Here is a 21,849-nt window from a genome sequence, read left to right as displayed (position 1 = left end):
AGGGGATTTCAATGGCGCTTGCGTAGCTTAGCAGCGGATGGACCGCGTAATCGACTCCTTCCAGAGCAGGGCCAAGCTACACCATACTGCACTTGGAACGCGCCAGAGAGCTTGCAGGACACCCATGACTATTGAAAAACAACTGTTGATTCGCGAAACCTTTCCCGTCGGCCCATTGCAGTGCAACTGCACCATCATTGGCGACCCGATCACTAAAAAAGCCATCGTAGTCGACCCCGGTGGCAATCACGAGTTGATCCTGGCGCGCCTTGATGCGCTGGGCCTGAAGGTGGTGAGCATTATCCACACCCATGCTCACCTCGATCATTTCCTCGCCTCCGGCCAATTGAAAGAAAAGACCGGCGCCACGCTGCATCTGCACAAAGATGATCAATTTCTATGGGACAACCTGGAAATGCAATGCCAGATGTTTCGCGTGCCCTACGTCCCGGTACCGTCGCCGGATCGCTGGCTGGAGCATGACGAAGAACTGGCCTGCGGCTGTGGCGTAGCCTTGCACACCCCAGGGCATACGCCGGGCTCGATGAGTTTCTGGTTCGCCGACGCCAAGCTGTTGATCGCCGGCGATACCTTGTTTCGTCGCGGCGTAGGGCGCACGGACTTATGGGGCGGCGACCAGGCGACGATCGTGCGGTCGATCAAGCAGCGCTTGTATACGCTGGACGAGGGCGCGACGGTGGTCACTGGGCATGGGCCGGATACTTTGCTGGGCGATGAGATGCGGGAGAATCCTTTCGTGCGTGCGTGATGGGTTGTCGGCTCTGATACAAGCCGGTACAGACACACAGACACAGGCCCGAGCCAAAGACAGCTATGCTTTACGCACCCCTCCACGGAATTTTTGCCGTTTGTCGCGTTCCAAACTCGGCACAGGTCCATTGCCAATGTCCTCTGCATCACAGAATGCAAAAGTAGGAGCTTCCTTCATGTTCACTCCGCGTCGTCTGCTTGTTGTCGCTACCGCCGTAGCCCTGTTGTCTGGCTGCGCCTCACCTAACCCTTATGACGGCAGCCAGGGACAGGCCAGCAATGGTTCCGAAAGCGGCATGAGCAAAACCGCCAAGTACGGCGGCCTCGGTGCGCTGGCTGGTGCATTGGCCGGTGCGGCCATCGACCATAACAACCGTGGCAAGGGCGCGCTGATTGGCGCAGTCGTTGCGGGTGCCGGTGCGGCGGGCTATGGCTACTACGCTGACCAGCAAGAGAAAAAGCTGCGTGAAAGCATGGCGAACACCGGGGTCGAGGTGCAGCGCCAGGGTGACCAGATCAAGCTGATCATGCCGGGCAACATTACCTTCGCCACCAACTCGGACGCGATCTCCAGCAGCTTCTACCAGCCGCTGAACAACCTGGCCAACTCTCTCAAGCAGTTCAACCAGAACACCATCCAGATCGTTGGCTACACCGACAGCACCGGTAGCCGCCAACTGAATATGGACCTGTCCCAGCGCCGTGCGCAGAGCGTGGCCAACTACCTGACCTCCCAAGGCGTTAATGGTGCCAACCTGAGCGCACGCGGTGCCGGCCCGGATAACCCGATTGCCAGCAACGCCGACGTGAATGGCCGTGCGCAGAACCGTCGCGTCGAAGTCAACCTCGGCCCGATCCCTGGCCAGCAATACGGCCAGCCTGGTCAGCAGCAGGCGCCACAGCAGAACAACCAGTTCCAGGGCAATCCGTACCAGCAATACCAGTAAACCCTGGGCACTAAAAAGGGCGCCGTGCAGTCAATGCACGGCGCCCTTTTTTGATCGTTCTCACGCTCTGCGTGGGAATGCCCGCTCGGACGCTCCGCGTCCCACTGATGGCGCAAAAGTCGAGGCTTGTGCGGTGACGCGGAGCGTCACGGGATGCGTTCCCACGCAGAGCGTGGGAGCGATCATTGCCAGCAACGCCGACGTGAATGGCCGTGCGCAGAACCGTCGCGTCGAAGTCAACCTCGGCCCGATCCCTGGCCAGCAATACGGCCAGCCTGGTCAGCAGCAGGCACCACAGCAGAACAACCAGTTCCAGGGCAATCCGTACCAGCAATACCAGTAAACCCTGGGCACTAAAAAGGGCGCCGTGCAGTCAATGCACGGCGCCCTTTTTTGATCGTTCCCACGCTCTGCCTGGGAATGCCCGCTCGGACGCTCCGCGTCCCACTGATGGCGCAAAAGTCGAGGCTTGTGGGGTGACGCGGAGCGTCACGGGATGCGTTCCCACGCAGAGCGTGGGAACGATCAGGCAGCTTCGATCTACATCAGTCGATGTATTCGAATACCTTGACGATCTTCTGTACGCCCGACACACCTTGCACCAGGTTGGCGGCGCGGGTGGCTTCTGCCTGGGTCAGCAGGCCCATCATGTAGACGATGCCGTTATCGGTGACGATCTTGATTCGCGAGCCTGGCACTGCACTGTCGGTCAGCATCTGGGCCTTGATCTTGGTGGTCAGCAAGGCATCGTTGCTGATGGCCAGCAGAGTGATCGGGTCCATGACCTGCAGTTCGTTGTGGACCTTCTTGACGCGTTGCACGCCGGCAGCGGCTTGCTCGGCCTGGGCCTTGAGATCGGCGCGGGGTGTTTGGCCTGCCAGCAGGACCACGCCGTTGAAGCTGGTCACCACGATGCGCGAGGCACCGTTGCCCAGGTCGGTAGCAGCCTTGGCGACGTTGACCTTGACCTTGGTTTCGATCAGCGAATCATCAATGGTGCTGCCGAAGGTGCGTGTGCCCCGGTCGTCCTGAATAGGAGTGTCCCGTGTAGCGGTGATAGCCGAGCTGCAGCCGCTGATGGCGACGCACAGCGTAATGGCCAAAAGACTGAGGCGATTAACGGTCATTCTTCACTCCCGAACAGTTGGCTGTCGATCAGATCGCACAGGCAGTGGATCGCCAGCAGATGAACTTCTTGGATACGTGCAGTGACATTGGCCGGGACGCGAATCTCCACGTCCTCGGGCAGCAGCAGCGAAGCCATGCCGCCGCCGTCGCGACCGGTCAAGGCTACGACAATCATTTCGCGATCATGTGCGGCCTGGATCGCTTGAATAATATTCGCCGAGTTGCCGCTGGTGGAAATCGCCAGCAATACATCGCCCGGCTGGCCTAGGGCGCGGATCTGCTTGGAGAAGATTTCGTTGTAGCTGTAGTCGTTGGCGATCGAAGTGATCGTCGACGAGTCGGTGGTCAATGCAATGGCCGGCAGGCTCGGGCGCTCGCGTTCGAAACGGTTGAGCAGCTCGGAGGAAAAATGCTGGGCATCGCCGGCCGAACCACCGTTGCCGCACGAAAGCATTTTGCCTTCGTTGAGCAAGGCATTGACCATCACCTGACTGGCTTGCTCGATGTGCGGTGCAAGTACGTCCATCGCCTGTTGCTTGGTGTCGATGCTGGCCTGGAAAAGCTGGCGAATTCGGGATTGCATGTCCATCTGTGTGACCTTAAGTAGCGCGGCTGTTTGGCACAGGTAATGTGCAGCCCGCAATGCAAAGAGCAAAAGTGAGTGGTGAGGGTGCCCGGCGAATCAGCTGTCGAAGGCATTTTTAAGCCAGGTCAGATCAGCTGTGCCTGACGGGGTGCTTTCCATGGCAACCACATCGAAACGGCAGGGGCGGTCAGCCCAGTGATGCTCTTTTTGCAGGAAAAACTGCGCAGCGAGTATCAACTTTTGACGCTTGCGCTCGTCGATACTGGCGAGCGCGCCACCCCATTGTGCGTGTTTTCTGTAGCGGACTTCGACGAATACTACTGTATCGCCGTCAAGCATGACCAGATCAAGCTCGCCGCGTTTACATAACCAGTTCTGCGCCAGAAGGCGCAGACCCTGTTGTTGCAGGTAATCGAGCGCATGCAGTTCGGCATCCTTGCCGCTTTGTGCGCTGGACCGCTGGGGCATCAGCGTGGGGTATCGGGCAGGCGCTGTATTTCGCCGCCGACGAACTTCGCCCACGGCATCTGGCGGTCCACGCGCTGGTTGGCGCTGATGCCCAGGTTGCCCGAGAGGCCGTCGACACGGGTGTCAGGCAGTGCCTTGAGCTGGCCCAGGCGTGGTGCCAGGCGGTAGGCATCGACGCCCATTGCGTAGAGGCGGCCCAGGCTGCCATTGGCTTGCGGCCATTGCGCCGCAACCTGGTTGCGCAGTGGGTCGGTGGTGTTGAGCAACCAGGGGGTTTCGCAGAACATCACGTTGGTCATGTCCAGGTACTGGTTACGGTCACCGCTGGCACTGAACACGTGGGAGGTTGCGTACACCGGCACATCGCCGGCGTATTGGAAGTTCAGGGTCGGCTTGATCTGCTGGGCCAGTTGTGGCGTGACAGCCAGGAAGATGAACTCGATGTCCTGGCGACGCGAAGGCTGGGCGGCTACGTCGGTGCCTACTGTGCTTTGCAGGCTCTTGGCGCGGCCTTCGCTCTTGCGCAGTTGGAACAGATCGGCGATCTGCTGGGCCAGGGCAACAGGCTGATCGACATATTCAACGCCCATGACAGTGCCGCCATTGGCTTCCCAATCCTGGCGGAACGCTTTGTAGACGCGCTCGCCCCATTCGCCACGGGGCACCATGGCGGCGGCACGGTGCAGGCCGTCGGCACGTGCACGGCGCGACACTTCGCGGGCTTCGTCTTCAGCGGCCAGGCCGAACTGGAACAACTGCGCCGGGCCTTGATCGGTCTCGCTGTAGTTCAGGGCGAGGGTGGTGATCGGCAGCTGCGGGCGTGCGCTGAGTTGCTTGACCAGCGGTTTTTCCAGCGGGCCGACCACCAGTTGCACGCCGGCGGCCTGGGCCTTGGCGTAGAAGTCGTCGAGGGAGCCCAGGCGCGAGCTGTCATAGAACTCGATGACCGGTGGCTTCTGCCCGGCTTGTTCAGCCTGGTAGTGAGCCGCCATGAAGCCTTCGCGCAGCGCTTTGCCCACAGCCGCCAGCGGCCCTTCCTGCGGCAGCAGCAGGGCGATCTTGTTCAGGGGCTGGCTGGCCAGTTCCTTGAGCTTGGTCAGCGGCGCTGGCAGTTGCACTGCAGCCGGGTGGCCCGGGTTCTGTGCGCGCCAGGTGTCGATGGCGGCTTGTTGTTGCTCCAGCGTACCGGCGCCCTTGACCGCCTGGGCCAGGGTGATCCAGCCATCGAGTGTCGGGTTGCCAGTGGCTTGCAGCTGTTCGGCTGGCAACGCGGCAATCAATACCCAGATGGCCTCGTGGTTGCTGTTGGCAGCCTCACCCGTCAGCAGGGGCGCCATGGACACCCGCTCGCGAGCGGCGGCGAGGGTCTGCCCATCGGCTTCATAGGCACGTGCATGTACGGTACCGGTGCGGATCTGCTGGTCGGTCGGCAGTTCCTTCAGGCTTTGCAGGCTGGGGTGGTTCAGCGCTGCCAAAGCCGCCTTGGGCTGGTTGCGCCCCATGGCCAGTTCTGCGGCCAGGGTGCTGGCAAATACTTGCGCGGCTGGCTTCAGGGCGTCCAGGGGCACTTGCGCAAGGATCTGCGAGGAGCGGCCGGGGTTGTTCTGCTGGTAAGCCAGGTCCGCCGCGCTCAGGCGCAGCAACGCGGCTTTTTCTGGCGTCTTGGCGTTCGTCGCCTGTTCGAGCAGTTGCTCGATACTGGCATCGGGCGTGCGTGGCAGTTCGCCAAGACTGGAGGAGGGCGAACTGGCGCAAGCAGCCAGCAAGGCAGCGAGGCAGAGGGCGGAGAGCAGCCGCAGGCAAGCGATCATGTAAGTGTTCCTGATACCGATCAAATTAGCGTGGAAGTGTACCCAAGCACTGGCCCAGGCGCGATGTTCATGGCGTTAAACCGTGGATTTAGGTCGTGCAAATGTTGTGTTTAGCTAATGGTGGCTGAAACGGCATCGGCCGTGATGGCATATTTTCAAGGCGTCTACGCGCTACAATGTGGCTTTTGCCAACCATCGAGGTGTGCGCTTTGACTGCTCCAGGTCTTTTGAATTCCACTGCTGGCTCGCTTTTTGTGGTGGCGACGCCCATTGGCAACCTGGACGACATCAGTGCCCGGGCGCTGAAAGTGTTGCGCGAGGTGAAATTGATCGCGGCAGAAGACACGCGGCACTCCCAACGGTTGATGCAGCATTTTGGTATCAGCACGCCATTAGCGGCCTGCCACGAACACAACGAACGTGAAGAGGGTAGCCGCTTTATCACACGTCTTTTGGCGGGTGATGACGTCGCGCTGATTTCCGACGCGGGCACGCCCCTGATTTCCGATCCTGGTTACCACTTGGTCCGCCAGGCCCGTGCCGCAGGTATCAATGTAGTGCCTGTTCCGGGAGCCTGCGCGCTGATTGCTGCATTATCGGCCGCCGGGTTGCCCTCGGACCGCTTTATCTTCGAAGGCTTCCTGCCCGCCAAGGCTGTAGGGCGTCGGGCGCGTCTGCAGGCACTTAAAGAAGAACCGCGCACCTTGATCTTCTATGAGGCTCCGCATCGTATCCTTGAATGCCTGCAAGACATGGAGCTGGTGTTCGGCGGTGAGCGCCTGGCCTTGCTGGCCCGAGAGTTGACCAAGACCTTCGAAACCCTCAAGGGGTTGCCGCTGGAGGAGCTGCGAGCGTTTGTCGAGGGCGACAGCAATCAACAACGTGGAGAATGCGTGGTGCTGGTAGCAGGCTGGACCGCGCCGGAGAATGAAGATGCGGTGGGCAGCGAGGCCATGCGCGTCCTCGATTTGTTGCTCAAGGAAATGCCACTCAAGCGCGCCGCCGCCCTGGCAGCGGAAATTACCGGCGTGCGCAAGAACGTGTTGTATCAGGTCGCGCTCGATAAGCAGAAGGCCGAATAGTTCCTGGGGCAAATCTGTATTTCGTCTGAACGTGATGGCAATGCCGCACTTTTAATACTTGTCCTCAAGCCGCCGTGCCGTTAACCTGCGCGGCGGAGAGTCGATTGGACAGTCGCTGCCCTCTATGAAAATTAGGGGGGGGAGGAAAGTCCGGGCTCCATAGGGCGAAGTGCCAGGTAATGCCTGGGAGGCGTGAGCCTACGGAAAGTGCCACAGAAAATAACCGCCTAAGCACTTCGGTGCCGGTAAGGGTGAAAAGGTGCGGTAAGAGCGCACCGCACGACTGGCAACAGTTCGTGGCTAGGTAAACCCCACTTGGAGCAAGACCAAATAGGGTCCCAAGGCGTGGCCCGCGCTGGGACCGGGTAGGTTGCTAAAGATGTCCAGTGATGGCCATCGTAGACGAATGACTGTTCAAGACAGAACCCGGCTTACAGATCGACTCTCCACCTTTTTTCCTTGCGTTCGAATCTCGTGCGCAAACCCGGTAGTAACGCAAGAATCCCTCCCTGCCAAATCATTGGCAGATGCATCTTCGTAATACCAAAAAAATCTTACTCTTAATAAATTACTTTAACTTTAGCCTCTAGCTCTCTGAGCCATTTGCCGTTGTTGAGTCAAAAACATCGCCAAACTCTCGTTTCTCCTCCTTTTGCACTCCTAAATCTCCGTTCTGTAAGGCTTTTCCTTGAATACGCGCCTTGACGGTGTGGTGGGCGCATTCCTATAGTGTGCGCAAGTGGCGGAAAGTGGCACAAAGTGGGTTTTTTGAACGTAAAACGCTAAAATTTGGAGAAACGCATCTGTGTTTCGCGGAGCTAACGCTATCAGTCTCGATGCAAAAGGCCGTCTCGCCATGCCGAGCCGGTATCGTGACGAGCTCATTTCGCGAAGTTCAGGGCAGTTAATCATCACGATTGACGCCGTTGACCCCTGTTTATGTGTTTACCCTCTCGATGAGTGGGAGTTGATTGAAACCAAGTTGCGCGCGCTGCCTTCATTGCGTGAAGAAAACCGCCGCCTCCAGCGTTTGCTGATCGGTAATGCCGTCGACCTTGAGCTCGATGGCAGCGGTCGTTTCCTGGTGCCGCCGCGACTGCGCGAGTACGCCAGGCTCGACAAGCGCGCAATGCTGGTAGGCCAGCTGAACAAGTTCCAATTGTGGGACGAAGATGCCTGGGATGCTGTGTCTGCAGCGGACCTGGCTGCTATTCAACAACCGGGCGCCATGCCTGATGAACTGCGTGATTTGATCCTGTGACTATTGATAGCGGCTTTAACCACATCACCGTACTGCTTGACGAAGCCGTTGAGGCTCTCGCCGTACGTGCCGATGGCTGCTATGTCGATGGCACATTCGGCAGGGGCGGGCATAGCCGGTTGATACTCAGCCAGCTCGGGTCCGACGGCAAACTCCTCGGGTTCGACAAAGACCCTCAAGCGATTGCCACCGGGCAAGCGCTAGCGGCCGAAGACGGCCGCTTTGTCGTTGTGCAGCGCAGCTTTGCCGAGCTGGGCGCCGAAGTCGGCGAGCGCGGTATGGCGGGCAAGGTGGCCGGGGTTCTGCTCGACCTGGGCGTGTCTTCGCCACAGCTCGACGACCCGGAGCGCGGCTTCAGCTTCATGAACGACGGCCCCCTCGATATGCGTATGGACCCCACTCGTGGGGTCAGTGCCGCACAGTTCATCGCCACCGCGCCGGTAGAAGAAATCGCCCGTGTGTTCAAGGAATACGGTGAAGAGCGCTTCGCCGGTCGAATGGCGCGTGCCGTGGTCGAGCGCCGCGAAATCCAGCCGTTCGAACGCACCGCTGACCTGGCCGAAGTGCTCAAGGTCGCCAACCCTGCCTGGGAAAAGGGCAAGAGCCCGGCCACCCGCGCATTCCAAGGGTTGCGCATTCACGTTAATAACGAATTGGGCGATCTGGAAGCCGGCCTCGAAGCCGCTCTGGATGCTTTGGAAGTGGGCGGTCGCCTGGTGGTGATCAGCTTCCACTCCCTGGAAGACCGCATCGTCAAACTCTTCATGCGTCGTCTGGTAAAGGGCGAGTCCGATAACCTGCCGCGTAACCTGCCGGTGCGTTTCGAAGCCTTCGTGCCGAAAATCAAAATCCATGGCAAAGCGCAGTTCGCTTCCGAAGCCGAACTCAAGGCCAACCCACGTTCCCGTAGCGCCGTCATGCGTGTTGCGGAGAAATTGCGGTGAGCAAGCTTTTCGCCAAGCCCCTCCCGGGCGGTAGCTTCTTTATGTTGCTGCTGTTTGTCGGCGTGCTGGTGTCCGCGATAGCGGTGTCCTACAGCGCCCACTGGAACCGTCAGTTGCTCAATACCCTTTACGGGGAATTGAGCGTGCGCGACAAAGCCCAGGCAGAATGGGGCCGGTTGATTCTTGAGCAAAGCACCTGGACGGCCCACAGCCGTATCGAAGTGCTGGCTACCGAACAGTTGAAGATGCACATCCCAGGCGCGGCTGAAGTTCGCATGGTGGCGCCATGATGAAACTCGAAGGGGCACTCTACCCATGGCGCTTTCGCCTGATGCTCGGCTTGCTGGCATTGATGGTGGGCGCGATCGTCTGGCGCATCTTCGACCTTCAGGTCGTCGACCGCGACTTCCTGATCGGCCAGGGTGACGCTCGCAGCCTGCGGCACATCCCGATTCCTGCACACCGGGGCCTGATCACCGACCGTAACGGCGAGCCTCTGGCCGTCAGTACCCCGGTGACCACCCTGTGGGCCAACGCCAAAGAGCTGCAAGTTGCCAAGGACAAGTGGCCTGAACTGGCCGCTGCCCTCGGGCAGGACCGCAAGGCCCTGACCGAACGCCTGGAAGCCCAGGCCAATAAAGAATTCATCTACCTGGTTCGTGGGCTTACCCCTGAGCAAGGCCAGCAAGTGCTCGATCTCAAAATTCCCGGCGTCTACGGCATCGAGGAATTTCGGCGTTTCTACCCGGCCGGTGAAACCACCGCGCACATGGTGGGTTTCACCGACATCGATGACCACGGCCGCGAAGGGGTCGAACTGGCCTATGACGAATGGCTGGCTGGGGTTCCGGGCAAGCGCCAGGTCATCAAGGATCGGCGCGGCAGGCTGATCAAGGACGTCCAGGTCACCAAGAACGCCAAGGCTGGCAAGCCCTTGGCGTTGTCGATTGACCTGCGCCTGCAATACCTGGCCAACCGCGAACTGCGTAACGCGATCATCGAGAACGGCGCCAAGGCCGGCAGTCTGGTGATCATGGATGTGAAGACTGGCGAGATCCTTGCCATGGTCAACCAGCCGACCTACAACCCGAACAACCGTCGCAACCTGCAGCCGGCGATGATGCGTAACCGCGCGATGATCGACGTGTTCGAACCCGGTTCCACCATGAAAGCCATCTCCATGAGCGCTGCCCTGGAAACCGGCCGCTGGAAACCCAGCGACAAGGTCGAGGTTTACCCAGGCACCTTGCAGTTGGGCAAGTACACCATTCGTGACGTGTCCCGCACCGAGGGGCCAGTGCTGGACCTGACCGGCATCCTGATCAACTCCAGTAACGTCGGCATGAGCAAGGTTGCTTTCGATATCGGCGGCGAGACCATCTATCACCTGGCGCAAAAGATCGGCCTGGGGCAACCCACCGGCCTCGACTTCCCGGGCGAGCGGGTCGGTAACCTGCCGAACTACCGCGAGTGGAGAAAAGCCGAGACTGCCACGCTTTCCTATGGCTACGGCCTGTCGGTGACCGCCATCCAGTTGGCCCACGCGTTCTCGGTATTGGCCAATAACGGCCGTATGGTTCCGCTGAGCCTGATCCACGTCGACGAAGCGCCAAAAGCCACCCAAGTGATCCCGGAGAACGTCGCCAAGACCATGCAAGGCATGCTGCAACAAGTGATCGAGGCACCGCGTGGCGTATTCCGCGCCCAGGTGCCGGCGTACCACGTTGCTGGCAAGTCCGGTACGGCGCGTAAGACCTCGGTGGGCATCAAGGGCTATGCCGAAAACTCCTACCGTTCGTTGTTCGCCGGCTTCGGCCCGATGAGCGACCCACGCTATGCCATCGTCGTGGTCATCGACGAGCCTAGTAAAGCCGGCTACTTCGGCGGCCTGGTTTCGGCGCCGGTGTTCAGCAAAGTGATGTCCGGCACCCTGCGCTTGATGAATATCACGCCGGACAACCTGCCGCCGACGCAACAAGCCAACGCTGGTCCACCGGCTGCCGCTGTTAAAGCCAATGGAGGGCGCGGCTGATGTCTCTTAGCCTGAACAAGATTTTTGCCCATGCCGGCCACGATCTGCTGATTCGTGAGCTGACGCTGGATAGCCGTAATGTACGCGCCGGTGACCTGTTCCTGGCGGTACCTGGCGGCAAGCTCGATGGCCGTGCGCATATCGCCGATGCCCTGCAACGCGGTGCGGCTGCGGTCGCCTATGAAGTGGAAGGCGCCACCGTGCTGCCGATCACCGATGTGCCGTTGATTCCGGTCAAGGGCCTGGCAGCGCAGTTGTCCGACATCGCCGGGCGTTTCTACGGTGACCCGAGCCGTCAACTCAACCTGGTGGGCGTGACTGGCACCAACGGCAAGACCAGTGTGACCCAGTTGGTTGCCCAGGCTTTGGACCTGCTGGGTCAGCACTGCGGCATCGTCGGCACCCTGGGCACCGGTTTCTATGGCGCGCTGCAAAGCGGCCTGCACACCACGCCAAACCCGATTGCCGTACAAGCGACCCTGGCCGACCTGAAAAAGGCCGGTGCCAAGGCGGTAGCCATGGAAGTGTCTTCCCATGGCCTGGACCAAGGGCGCGTCACCGCACTGGCTTTTGACGTGGCCGTGATGACCAACCTGTCCCGCGATCACCTCGACTACCACGGCACCATGGAGGCGTACGCCGCCGCCAAGGCCAAGCTGTTTGCCTGGAATGACCTGAAGTGCCGGGTGGTCAACCTCGACGACGCATTCGGCCGCCAACTGGCGGGCGAAGGGAGCGACGCGCGCCTGATCAGCTATAGCCTGCAAGATGCCAGTGCCTACCTGTATTGCCGCGAAGCCCAATTCAATGATGAAGGCGTGCGCGCCACATTGGTGACGCCGCAGGGCGAGCACCACTTGCGCAGCACCTTGCTCGGGCGGTTCAACCTGAGCAACGTGCTCGCCGCTATCGGTGCACTGCTGGGCCTGGACTACGCCCTGGATGAAATCCTGCGGGTATTGCCGAAGCTGGAAGGCCCGGCCGGTCGCATGCAGCGCCTGGGTGGCGGCACGCAACCGTTGGTGGTGGTCGATTACGCCCACACCCCGGATGCCCTGGAAAAAGTCCTCGAAGCGCTGCGCCCACATGCCAAAGGCAAACTGCTTTGCCTGTTCGGTTGCGGCGGTGATCGCGATCGCGGCAAGCGCCCGTTGATGGCCGAAATTGTCGAGCGCTTGGCCGATGGCGTACTCGTCACCGACGATAACCCGCGCAGCGAAGACCCGAGCCAGATTTTCGACGACATCCGTGTCGGTTTCAAAGACGCCTCCAACGTCACTTTTGTGGCTGGTCGCGGCGCCGCCATTGCCCAGTTGATCGCCAGTGCCGGCGCGGACGACGTAGTGGTGCTCGCGGGTAAAGGTCACGAGGACTATCAGGAAATCAACGGTGAACGCCATGCCTTCTCCGATCTGGTCGAGGCGGATCACGCCCTGACCGCCTGGGAGGTCGCCCATGCTTAAGGCGATGACGTTCAGCGAACTGGCCCAGGCTCTGTCGGCCCGTGTGCTGTCGAACGACTGCACATTCACCGGCGTCAGTATCGACAGTCGTAACATCCAGCCGGGGCAGCTGTTTGTCGCCCTGGCCGGCCCGCGTTTCGATGGTCACGACTACCTCAACGACGTTGCCGCCAAAGGTGCCGTCGGTGCCTTGGTACAGCGTGAAGTGGCCGATTCTGCCTTGCCGCAATTGCTGGTAGCCGACACCCGCCTGGCCCTGGGCCAACTGGGTGCGCTTAACCGTGCTGCTTTTGATAAGCCGGTGGCGGCCATTACCGGTTCCAGCGGCAAGACCACGGTCAAGGAACTGCTTGCTGGCGTCTTGCGTACGCGCGGGCCGGTACTCGCGACCCGTGGCAACCTGAACAATGATTTCGGCGCACCGCTGACCCTGCTCGAACTGGCCCCGGAACACACGGCGGCAGTGATTGAACTGGGGGCTTCGCGCATCGGCGAAATCGCCTACACCGTGGCGCTGACCCAGCCTCACGTGGCGATCATCAACAACGCCGGTACCGCCCATGTCGGTGAGTTCGGCGGCCCGGAAAAAATCGTCGAAGCCAAGGGCGAAATCCTTGAGGGCCTCGACGCCTCGGGCACTGCGGTACTGAACCTGGATGACAAGGCGTTCGAGACCTGGCGTGTACGCGCCGCCGGTCGCAAGGTCCTGACGTTTGCAGTGCTGAATGCTGCAGCCGATTTTCACGCCTCCAACATCAATGTCGATGCCCGTGGCTGCCCGTCCTTCACCTTGCACACCCCGCAAGGTGATGAGCACGTGCAGTTGAACCTGCTGGGCAACCACAACGTCGCCAACGCCTTGGCCGCCGCCGCTGCCGCCCATGCCCTGGGTGTGTCGCTGTTCGGTATTGCCACCGGCCTGGGCGCGGTGCAGCCGGTCAAGGGCCGCACCGTGGCGCAACTGGCTGGCAACGGCATGCGCGTGATTGATGACACTTACAACGCCAACCCGTCCTCCATCAATGCCGCTGTGGACCTGCTCAAAGGCTTTGATGGGCGCAAGGTGCTGGTGCTGGGCGATATCGGCGAATTGGGCGATTGGGCTGAACAGGGCCACCGTGAAGTCGGCGCCTATGCCGCCGGCAAAGTGGACGCGCTCTACGCCGTTGGCACAAACATGGCCCATGCGGTCAACGCTTTCGGCCCTGGCGCGCGGCATTTCCCGAGCCAGGCCGAGCTGATCCAGGCGTTGACGGCGGCTGAACATGACAAACACACAACCATTTTGATCAAGGGATCGCGCAGCGCGGTGATGGAAAACGTCGTCGCAGCCTTGTGTGGCTCAAGTACGGAGAAACATTAATGCTGCTGCTGCTGGCTGAGTATCTGCAACAGTTCCACAAAGGCTTCGCGGTCTTCCAGTACCTGACCCTGCGCGGGATCCTGGGTGTGCTGACCGCGCTGTCTTTGTCACTGTTCCTGGGGCCGTGGATGATCCGCACCCTGCAGAACCTGCAAATTGGTCAATCGGTTCGTAACGACGGCCCGCAGTCGCACCTGTCCAAGTCCGGCACGCCGACCATGGGCGGTGCGCTGATCCTGTCGTCCATCGGCGTCAGCACCTTGCTCTGGGCCGACCTGCATAACCGCTACGTGTGGGTGGTGTTGCTGGTGACCCTGCTGTTCGGTGCCATCGGCTGGGTGGATGACTACCGCAAAGTGATCGAGAAAAACTCCAAGGGGCTGCCAAGCCGCTGGAAGTATTTCTGGCAGTCGGTGTTCGGCCTCGCTGCGGCGATCTTCCTGTACACCACCGCGCCGAGTGCCGTGGAAACCACCTTGATCATCCCGATGCTCAAGGATGTGAGCATCCCGCTGGGTGTGGGCTTTGTGGTGCTGACCTACTTCGTGATCGTCGGCTCCAGCAACGCGGTGAACCTGACCGACGGCCTCGACGGCCTGGCGATCATGCCGACGGTGATGGTGGGCGGTGCGCTCGGCATCTTCTGCTACCTCTCGGGTAACGTGAAGTTCGCTGAATACCTGCTGATTCCCTATGTACCGGGCGCCGGTGAGTTGATCGTGTTCTGCGGCGCCTTGATCGGTGCCGGCCTGGGGTTCCTGTGGTTCAACACCTACCCGGCACAAGTCTTCATGGGCGACGTCGGCGCACTGGCGCTGGGCGCAGCCTTGGGCACCATCGCGGTGATCGTTCGCCAGGAAATCGTGCTGTTCATCATGGGCGGTGTGTTCGTGATGGAAACCCTGTCGGTGGTCATCCAGGTGGCGTCCTTCAAGTTGACCGGGCGCCGCGTGTTCCGCATGGCGCCGATTCACCACCACTTTGAACTCAAGGGCTGGCCTGAGCCACGCGTGATTGTCCGCTTCTGGATCATCACCGTGATTCTGGTACTGGTCGGCCTTGCCACCCTGAAACTGAGGTAGAAACGAGTGTCCTTGATCGCTTCAGACCACTTCCGCATCGTTGTCGGCCTCGGCAAGAGCGGCATGTCCCTGGTTCGCTTCCTGGCGAACCGGGGCACGTCGTTTGCCGTGGCCGATACGCGGGAAAATCCACCGGAGCTGGTCACGCTGCGCCGTGACTACCCGCACGTGGAAGTGCGTTGTGGCGAGCTGGATGTCGAGTTTCTGTGTCGTGCCGACGAGCTCTACGTGAGCCCGGGCCTGGCCCTGGCGACACCGGCCCTGCAAGCAGCTGCGGCCCGTGGCGTGAAGCTGTCTGGCGATATCGACCTGTTCGCACGCAACGCGAAGGCGCCGATCGTGGCCATCAGCGGTTCCAACGCCAAAAGCACCGTTACCACTCTGGTCGGCGAGATGGCAGCGGCGGCGGGCAAGCGTGTGGCCGTCGGCGGCAATCTTGGCGTGCCGGCTCTGGACCTGCTCAGCGACGACGTCGAGCTGTATGTGATGGAATTGTCGAGCTTCCAGCTGGAAACCACCCACGACCTGGGCGCTGAAGTGGCGACGGTATTGAACGTCAGCGAAGACCATATGGACCGCTACAGCGGCCTGCCGGCTTATCACCTGGCCAAGCACCGAATCTTCCGGGGCGCCAGGCAATTTGTCGTCAACCGCCAGGATGCCCTGAGCCGTCCGCTGATGGGCGAGGGCATGCCCTGCTGGACCTTCGGTTTGGGCAAACCGGACTTCAAAGGCTTCGGCATTCGTGAAGAGAACGGCGAGAAGTACCTGGCGTTCGAATTCCAGAACCTGATGCCGGTACGCGAACTGAAAATCCGTGGCGCACACAACCAGTCCAATGCCCTGGCGGCCTTGGCACTCGGTCACGCGGTTGGCCTGCCATTCGACGCCATGCTCGCCAGCCTGCGCACGTTTGCCGGGCTTGAGCATCGCTGCCAGTGGGTGCGCGACCTCAATGAAGTCAGCTATTACAACGACTCCAAAGCCACCAACGTCGGTGCAGCCCTGGCGGCCATCGAAGGCCTGGGTGCCGATATCGACGGCAAGCTGGTGCTGATCGCCGGTGGTGATGGCAAGGGCGCCGACTTCAAGGACCTTAAAGCGCCAGTCGCCGCCCATTGCCGCGCCGTGGTGCTGATGGGCCGCGATTCGGACCTGATCGCCGCCGCCCTCGGTGACGCTGTACCGCAAGTACGCGCAGCTTCCCTGGATGATGCCATTGCCCAGAGCAAAGCCCTGGCCCAGCCTGGCGATGCGGTGTTGCTGTCGCCCGCGTGCGCCAGCTTCGACATGTTCAAGAACTATGAAGAGCGCGGCCAACTGTTCGCTCGCGCCGTGGAGGCTTTGGCATGAGCCTCAACCTGAGAAACATCATCAAGCCATACCCGTCGCCGATCATTACCGGGCGCGGCATTGACCTTGATTTCCCTATGCTCGCCGGTTGCCTGGCGCTGCTCGGCCTGGGCCTGGTGATGATCACTTCGGCGTCCTCCGAAGTGGCTGCCGTGCAGTCGGGCAACACGCTGTACATGATGATCCGCCACCTGGTGTACCTGGTGATCGGCCTGGGCGCCTGCATCGTCACCATGATGATTCCGATTGCCACCTGGCAGCGTCTGGGTTGGCTGATGCTGATCGGTGCGTTCGGCTTGCTGGTCATGGTGATCGTCCCGGGCATTGGCCGCGAGGTGAACGGTTCGATGCGCTGGATCGGCTTCGGCGCGTTCAACGTGCAGCCTTCGGAAATCGCCAAGGTGTTCGTGGTGATCTACCTCGCCGGTTACCTGGTGCGCCGTCAGAAAGAAGTACGCGAAAGCTGGATGGGCTTCTTCAAGCCGTTCATCGTGCTGCTGCCCATGGCTGGCCTGCTGCTGATGGAGCCCGACTTCGGGGCCACGGTCGTGATGATGGGCGCCGCCGCCGCGATGCTGTTCCTGGGTGGGGTCGGGCTGTTCCGCTTCACCTTGATGGTGGTGCTGGCAGTCGCGGCCGTGACCATCCTGGTGCAGGCGCAACCCTACCGGATGGCGCGTCTGATTACTTTTACCGACCCCTGGTCCGACCAGTTCGGCTCCGGCTACCAGTTGACCCAGGCGCTGATTGCCTTCGGTCGAGGCGAGTGGCTGGGTGTGGGCCTGGGCAACAGTGTGCAGAAGCAGTTCTACCTGCCGGAAGCCCACACCGACTTCGTGTTCTCGGTATTGGCCGAAGAGTTGGGTGTGGTGGGCTCGCTGTGCACCGTGGCTCTGTTTGTATTCGTCTGTGTGCGCGCCATGTACATCGGCTTGTGGGCCGAGAAGGCCAAGCAGTTCTTCGCCGCCTACGTTGCCTATGGGTTGGCCTTCCTGTGGATCGGCCAGTTCCTGATCAACATCGGCGTGAACGTCGGCCTGCTGCCGACCAAGGGCCTGACCTTGCCGTTCCTCAGTTACGGCGGCAGCTCGTTGGTGATTTGCTGCGCCTGTCTCGGGTTGTTGCTGCGTATCGAGTGGGAGAGTCGCACCCACCTGGGCAGCGAAGAGATGGAGTTCAGCGAGAGCGACTTCGCCGAGGAGCCGACTCATGGGCGCTAACGTGCTGATCATGGCGGGCGGTACCGGGGGGCATGTGTTCCCGGCCCTGGCCTGCGCCCGTGAATTCCAGAACCGTGGCTACACCGTGCACTGGCTGGGTACGCCCCGTGGCATCGAAAACGAATTGGTGCCCAATGCCGGTTTGCCGCTGCATTTGATCAACGTCACCGGGTTGCGCGGCAAGAGCAAGTTGTCATTGCTCAAGGCGCCGTTCGTGTTGCTCAAGGCGGTCATGCAGGCGCGCAAGATCATTCGCGAGTTGAAGCCGGTGTGTGTGCTTGGCTTTGGTGGTTATGTGACCGGCCCTGGTGGCGTTGCGGCGAAACTCGCGGGCGTGCCGGTGATCGTCCATGAACAGAACGCCGTCGCCGGTACCGCCAACCGCCTGCTGGTGCCATTGGCCGCGCGGGTGTGTGAAGCCTTTCCGAAAACCTTCGCCGCCTCCGACAAGCTTCGCACCACCGGTAACCCGGTGCGTACCGAACTGTTCATGGCCATTGCGCGTGACGCGCTGGCCGGGCGCAAGGCTCACCTGCTGATCCTGGGCGGAAGCCTGGGTGCCGAGCCACTGAATAAATTGCTGCCTGAAGCCGTTGCGCAACTTCCTGAGGATGTGCGCCCGGAGATCTTCCACCAGGCCGGCAAGAACCACGATGAAGTCACCGCCGCGCGTTATCGCGAGGCCGGTGTAGAGGCCAATGTACAGCCCTTCATCAAAGACATGGCCCAAGCCTATGGCTGGGCCGACCTGGTGGTCTGCCGCGCTGGTGCGCTGACCGTCAGTGAACTGGCGGCCGCCGGTCTGCCGTCCTTGCTGGTGCCTTTGCCCCACGCCATCGACGATCACCAGACCCGCAACGCCGAATATTTGGCCGGGGAGGGCGCTGCCTTCCTGCTGCCGCAAAGAACGACTGGCGCCGCCGATTTGGCCGCACGCCTGACCGAGGTTTTGATGCAACCGGAACGACTCAACAGCATGGCGAGCACCGCAAGCCGCCTGGCCAAACCTGACGCAACCCGCACCGTGGTCGATATCTGCCTGGAGGTGGCCCATGGTTGAGAATCAGAAAGCCATGCCGCAACCCGAGATGCGCCGCATCCGTCGTATTCACTTCGTCGGTATCGGTGGCGTGGGCATGTGCGGGATTGCCGAAGTGTTGCTGAACCTGGGCTACCAGGTGTCCGGCTCGGACTTGAAAGAGTCGCCGGTCACCGAGCGCCTGAAGTCCTTTGGCGCACAGATCTTCATCGGCCACCGTGCCGAGAACGCCGCCGAGGCTGACGTGCTGGTGGTGTCCAGCGCCGTGAATACGTCCAACCCGGAAGTGGCCACCGCCCTTGAGCGCCGTATCCCTGTGGTACCGCGTGCCGAGATGCTTGCCGAGCTGATGCGCTATCGCCACGGCATCGCCGTGGCCGGTACCCATGGCAAGACCACCACCACCAGCCTGATCGCCTCGGTGTTCGCCGCCGGTGGCCTGGACCCGACCTTCGTCATCGGTGGCCGCCTGAATGCAGCTGGCACCAATGCCCAACTGGGTACCAGCCGCTACCTGATCGCCGAAGCCGATGAAAGTGACGCGAGCTTCCTGCACCTGCAACCGCTGGTTGCCGTCGTCACCAACATCGACGAAGACCACATGGCGACCTACGACGGCGACTTCAACAAGTTGAAGAAAACCTTCGTCGACTTCCTGCACAACCTGCCGTTCTACGGGTTGGCGGTGGTGTGCCTGGACGACCCGGTGGTGCGTGAAATCCTGCCCCAGGTCAAACGCCCTACCGTGACCTACGGCTTCAGCGAAGACGCCGACGTGCGCGCAATCAATGTGCGCCAGGAAGGCATGCAAACCTTCTTCACCGTGCTGCGCCCCGATCGCGAGCCTCTGGACGTGTCGGTGAACATGCCGGGCAATCACAACGTGCTGAACTCTTTGGCGACCATCTGCATTGCCACCGATGAAGGCGTCAGCGATGAAGCCATCGTCGAGGGCCTGTCGCGCTTTGCCGGTGTGGGCCGTCGCTTCCAGGTCTACGGCCAACTGCCGGTCGAAGGCGGTGACGTGATGCTGGTGGACGACTACGGGCACCACCCGACCGAAGTTGCGGCCGTTATCAAGGCCGTGCGCGGTGGTTGGCCGGAGCGCCGGCTGGTGATGGTGTACCAGCCGCACCGCTACAGCCGCACCCGCGACCTGTACGACGATTTCGTCAATGTACTGGCCGATGCCAACGTGCTGCTGCTGATGGAAGTCTACCCGGCCGGTGAAGAACCGATCCCGGGCGCTGACAGCCGCAAGCTGTGCAACAGCATCCGCCAGCGCGGCCAGTTGGACCCGATCTACATCGAGCGTGGTGTGGACCTGGCGCCTATCGTCAAGCCGCTGCTGCGTGCCGGCGACATTCTGCTGTGCCAGGGGGCCGGTGATATCGGTGGCCTTGCGCCCAAATTGCTGGCGAGCCCGCTGTTTGCAGCCGCCGCCAAGGGGAAGTCGAAATGACCACTGATTACGGCTCCCTGTTTTCCACCCTTGCGCCTGCCGACTTCGGTCGCGTGGCCGTGTTGTTCGGCGGCAAGAGCGCCGAGCGCGAAGTGTCGCTCAAGTCCGGCAATGCGGTGCTTGAGGCGCTGCAAAGTGCTGGCGTGAATGCCTTCGGTATCGATGTGGGCGATGACTTCCTTGCCCGCCTGCAGGCCGAGAAGATCGACCGTGCCTTTCTCATTCTTCACGGCCGCGGCGGTGAAGACGGCAGCATGCAGGGCCTGCTCGAATGCGCCGGCATCCCTTACACCGGCAGCGGCATCCTCGCGTCGGCCTTGGCGATGGACAAGTTGCGCACCAAGCAGGTGTGGCACAGCCTGGGCATTCCGACCCCACGTCACGCCGTACTGTGCAGTGAAGACGATTGTATTTCTGCGGCCAAGGAACTGGGCCTGCCTTTGATCGTCAAACCAGCCCATGAAGGCTCCAGTATCGGCATGGCCAAAGTGAACTCGGCCGCCGAATTGATCGACGCATGGAAAGCGGCAAGTACCTACGATTCGCAAGTGTTGGTGGAACAGTGGATTTCCGGTCCCGAGTACACCATCGCCACCCTGCGTGGCCAGGTATTGCCGCCCATCGCTTTGGGCACGCCCCACACCTTTTATGACTACGACGCCAAGTACCTGGCTTCCGATACTCAGTACCGGATCCCGTGTGGGCTCGAAGCAACCAAGGAACAGGAATTGATGGACCTCACGGCGAAAGCCTGTGAGGCGCTGGGTATCGCCGGTTGGGCGCGGGCAGACGTGATGCAGGATGACCAAGGGAATTTCTGGTTCCTTGAAGTCAACACCGCACCGGGCATGACCGACCACAGCCTGGTTCCCATGGCAGCCCGTGCCGCCGGTCTGGATTTCCAGCAGTTAGTGCTGGCGATCCTGGCCGACAGCATTGAGCCAAGAGGCTAAACACATGAACGGCGCATCGCTTCGTCATCAGCCCCCACAAGCACCGAGCCGCAAGCCGGTGCCACGGGGTGCAAGCCGAATGGTGGCTAAAGAGCCGATGTCGGCGCGCCTGCCAAAAGCCAACTTTGGTTTTATCAAGGCGCTGTTCTGGCCGGTGCTGCTGGTGGTGCTGGGCTTTGGCACGTACGAAGGCGCGCAGCGTCTGTTGCCGTATGCCGACCGGCCGATCACCAAGATCAGCGTGCAGGGCGACTTGAGCTACATCAGCCAGCAAGCGGTACAGCAGCGCATCGGCCCATACCTGGCGGCGAGCTTCTTTACCATCGACCTGGCCGGCATGCGCTCGGAGCTGGAACAGATGCCGTGGATCGCCCACGCCGAAGTTCGCCGGGTATGGCCGGACCAGGTCACGATCCGCCTGGAAGAACAACTGCCCGTGGCCCGTTGGGGCGATGAAGCGCTGTTGAACAACCAGGGCCAGGCGTTCACTCCGCGTGAGCTGGCCAACTATGAACACCTGCCGCAGCTGTTCGGGCCGCAGCGGGCGCAGCAGCAAGTGATGCAGCAGTACCAGGCCTTGAGCCAGATGCTGCGGCCACTGGGCTTCTCCATTGCACGCCTGGAATTGCGTGAGCGGGGCAGCTGGTTTTTGACGACCGGGGCAGGCAGTTCCGGCCCGGGCATCGAGTTGTTGCTGGGACGCGACCGCTTGGTGGAAAAGATGCGCCGCTTTATTGCCATCTATGAAAAAACCTTGAAAGAACAGATTACGAACATTGCGAGCGTCGACCTGCGTTACGCCAACGGCCTGGCCGTCGGCTGGCGTACACCGGCTGCGCCCACGGCAGCACAACCCGCTGTCGCGAAGAATTAAGAAGAGGCAG

20 protein-coding genes, 1 other RNA gene and 1 pseudogene are annotated in these 21,849 nt (G+C 61.2%); 18 read left to right on the top strand and 4 right to left on the bottom strand.

Annotated features, from left to right (window positions below):
• Window positions 1-124 precede the first annotated feature (124 nt).
• The 3 genes and pseudogenes from APH41_RS12485 to APH41_RS28120 form a co-directional block, all read left to right on the top strand.
• Window positions 125-769, top strand: coding sequence for an MBL fold metallo-hydrolase (locus APH41_RS12485; RefSeq protein WP_054919299.1), 645 nt, complete (start codon window positions 125-127; stop codon window positions 767-769).
• A gap of 178 nt (window positions 770-947) precedes the next feature.
• Window positions 948-1,718, top strand: coding sequence for an OmpA family lipoprotein (locus APH41_RS12480; protein WP_019816951.1), 771 nt, complete (start codon window positions 948-950; stop codon window positions 1,716-1,718).
• Window positions 1,719-1,902: 184 nt separating this feature from the next.
• A pseudogene (locus APH41_RS28120) lies at window positions 1,903-2,061 on the top strand (cell envelope biogenesis protein OmpA); the annotation flags it as partial.
• A 202-nt stretch (window positions 2,062-2,263) separates the two neighbouring features.
• Here the strand turns inward: APH41_RS28120 and APH41_RS12475 are convergent.
• The 4 genes from APH41_RS12475 to APH41_RS12460 all read right to left on the bottom strand — a co-directional run bounded on the left by APH41_RS12475 (window position 2,264) and on the right by APH41_RS12460 (window position 5,711).
• The gene (locus APH41_RS12475; protein WP_003188655.1) at window positions 2,264-2,845 is read right to left on the bottom strand and encodes a BON domain-containing protein; all 582 of its coding nucleotides are present in this window, start codon (window positions 2,843-2,845) and stop codon (window positions 2,264-2,266) included.
• Window positions 2,842-3,435: a phosphoheptose isomerase gene (locus APH41_RS12470; RefSeq protein ID WP_007904374.1), complete on the bottom strand. Its 594-nt coding sequence runs from the start codon at window positions 3,433-3,435 to the stop codon at window positions 2,842-2,844. The genes APH41_RS12475 and APH41_RS12470 overlap by 4 nt, the downstream gene beginning before the upstream one ends.
• Window positions 3,436-3,528: 93 nt before the next feature.
• Window positions 3,529-3,900 carry a YraN family protein gene (locus APH41_RS12465; protein ID WP_054898902.1) on the bottom strand — a complete coding sequence of 124 codons (372 nt, stop codon included), beginning with the start codon at window positions 3,898-3,900 and terminating at the stop codon, window positions 3,529-3,531.
• Entirely contained in the window at window positions 3,900-5,711 is a 1,812-nt protein-coding gene (locus APH41_RS12460; RefSeq protein WP_054919296.1) for a penicillin-binding protein activator, read from the bottom strand. The genes APH41_RS12465 and APH41_RS12460 overlap by 1 nt, the downstream gene beginning before the upstream one ends.
• A gap of 176 nt (window positions 5,712-5,887) precedes the next feature.
• Between APH41_RS12460 and rsmI the strand changes: the two genes are divergently transcribed.
• The 15 genes from rsmI to APH41_RS12390 all read left to right on the top strand — a co-directional run bounded on the left by rsmI (window position 5,888) and on the right by APH41_RS12390 (window position 21,839).
• On the top strand, window positions 5,888-6,793 hold the full coding sequence (gene rsmI, locus APH41_RS12455; protein ID WP_087149550.1) for a 16S rRNA (cytidine(1402)-2'-O)-methyltransferase: 906 nt from the start codon (window positions 5,888-5,890) through the stop codon (window positions 6,791-6,793).
• A gap of 96 nt (window positions 6,794-6,889) precedes the next feature.
• An RNA gene (rnpB, locus tag APH41_RS12560) (RNase P RNA component class A) lies at window positions 6,890-7,243 on the top strand.
• Window positions 7,244-7,598: 355 nt separating this feature from the next.
• Window positions 7,599-8,054, top strand: coding sequence for a division/cell wall cluster transcriptional repressor MraZ (gene mraZ, locus APH41_RS12450; RefSeq protein WP_004371993.1), 456 nt, complete (start codon window positions 7,599-7,601; stop codon window positions 8,052-8,054).
• On the top strand, window positions 8,051-8,998 hold the full coding sequence (gene rsmH / locus APH41_RS12445; protein WP_054919293.1) for a 16S rRNA (cytosine(1402)-N(4))-methyltransferase RsmH: 948 nt from the start codon (window positions 8,051-8,053) through the stop codon (window positions 8,996-8,998). The genes mraZ and rsmH overlap by 4 nt, the downstream gene beginning before the upstream one ends.
• Window positions 8,995-9,288, top strand: a complete 294-nt coding sequence (ftsL, locus tag APH41_RS12440; RefSeq protein ID WP_003188663.1) for a cell division protein FtsL — start codon at window positions 8,995-8,997, stop codon at window positions 9,286-9,288. Before rsmH ends, ftsL begins: the two co-directional genes overlap by 4 nt.
• Window positions 9,288-11,030, top strand: coding sequence for a penicillin-binding protein 2 (locus APH41_RS12435; RefSeq protein ID WP_177333564.1), 1,743 nt, complete (start codon window positions 9,288-9,290; stop codon window positions 11,028-11,030). Before ftsL ends, APH41_RS12435 begins: the two co-directional genes overlap by 1 nt.
• Window positions 11,030-12,493, top strand: coding sequence for a UDP-N-acetylmuramoyl-L-alanyl-D-glutamate--2,6-diaminopimelate ligase (locus APH41_RS12430; RefSeq protein WP_054919287.1), 1,464 nt, complete (start codon window positions 11,030-11,032; stop codon window positions 12,491-12,493). Before APH41_RS12435 ends, APH41_RS12430 begins: the two co-directional genes overlap by 1 nt.
• Window positions 12,486-13,856 carry a UDP-N-acetylmuramoyl-tripeptide--D-alanyl-D-alanine ligase gene (murF, locus tag APH41_RS12425; protein ID WP_054919285.1) on the top strand — a complete coding sequence of 457 codons (1,371 nt, stop codon included), beginning with the start codon at window positions 12,486-12,488 and terminating at the stop codon, window positions 13,854-13,856. The genes APH41_RS12430 and murF overlap by 8 nt, the downstream gene beginning before the upstream one ends.
• Complete coding sequence (mraY, locus tag APH41_RS12420) at window positions 13,856-14,938, top strand: phospho-N-acetylmuramoyl-pentapeptide-transferase (protein ID WP_003188670.1); 1,083 nt, start codon at window positions 13,856-13,858, stop codon at window positions 14,936-14,938. The genes murF and mraY overlap by 1 nt, the downstream gene beginning before the upstream one ends.
• A 6-nt stretch (window positions 14,939-14,944) precedes the next feature.
• On the top strand, window positions 14,945-16,291 hold the full coding sequence (gene murD, locus APH41_RS12415; protein ID WP_054919282.1) for a UDP-N-acetylmuramoyl-L-alanine--D-glutamate ligase: 1,347 nt from the start codon (window positions 14,945-14,947) through the stop codon (window positions 16,289-16,291).
• Window positions 16,288-17,511 carry a putative lipid II flippase FtsW gene (gene ftsW / locus APH41_RS12410; RefSeq protein WP_003188673.1) on the top strand — a complete coding sequence of 408 codons (1,224 nt, stop codon included), beginning with the start codon at window positions 16,288-16,290 and terminating at the stop codon, window positions 17,509-17,511. The genes murD and ftsW overlap by 4 nt, the downstream gene beginning before the upstream one ends.
• Window positions 17,501-18,571 (top strand): undecaprenyldiphospho-muramoylpentapeptide beta-N-acetylglucosaminyltransferase, encoded by a 1,071-nt coding sequence (gene murG / locus APH41_RS12405; protein ID WP_003188675.1) that lies wholly within the window; start codon window positions 17,501-17,503, stop codon window positions 18,569-18,571. The genes ftsW and murG overlap by 11 nt, the downstream gene beginning before the upstream one ends.
• Window positions 18,564-20,012 (top strand): UDP-N-acetylmuramate--L-alanine ligase, encoded by a 1,449-nt coding sequence (gene murC, locus APH41_RS12400; RefSeq protein WP_003188677.1) that lies wholly within the window; start codon window positions 18,564-18,566, stop codon window positions 20,010-20,012. Before murG ends, murC begins: the two co-directional genes overlap by 8 nt.
• Window positions 20,009-20,965, top strand: a complete 957-nt coding sequence (locus APH41_RS12395; protein WP_014716974.1) for a D-alanine--D-alanine ligase — start codon at window positions 20,009-20,011, stop codon at window positions 20,963-20,965. Before murC ends, APH41_RS12395 begins: the two co-directional genes overlap by 4 nt.
• 4 nt (window positions 20,966-20,969) lie before the next feature.
• Window positions 20,970-21,839 carry a cell division protein FtsQ/DivIB gene (locus tag APH41_RS12390; protein ID WP_019816943.1) on the top strand — a complete coding sequence of 290 codons (870 nt, stop codon included), beginning with the start codon at window positions 20,970-20,972 and terminating at the stop codon, window positions 21,837-21,839.
• The last annotated feature ends 10 nt before the right edge of the window (window positions 21,840-21,849 follow it).

It is taken from the genome of Pseudomonas sp. NBRC 111138, from assembly GCF_001320835.1.
Classification (GTDB): Bacteria; Pseudomonadota; Gammaproteobacteria; order Pseudomonadales; family Pseudomonadaceae; genus Aquipseudomonas; species Aquipseudomonas paracarnis.
The sequence above is the reverse complement of the archived record's forward strand: the minus strand, read 5'-3'. Positions and strand labels throughout refer to the sequence as shown.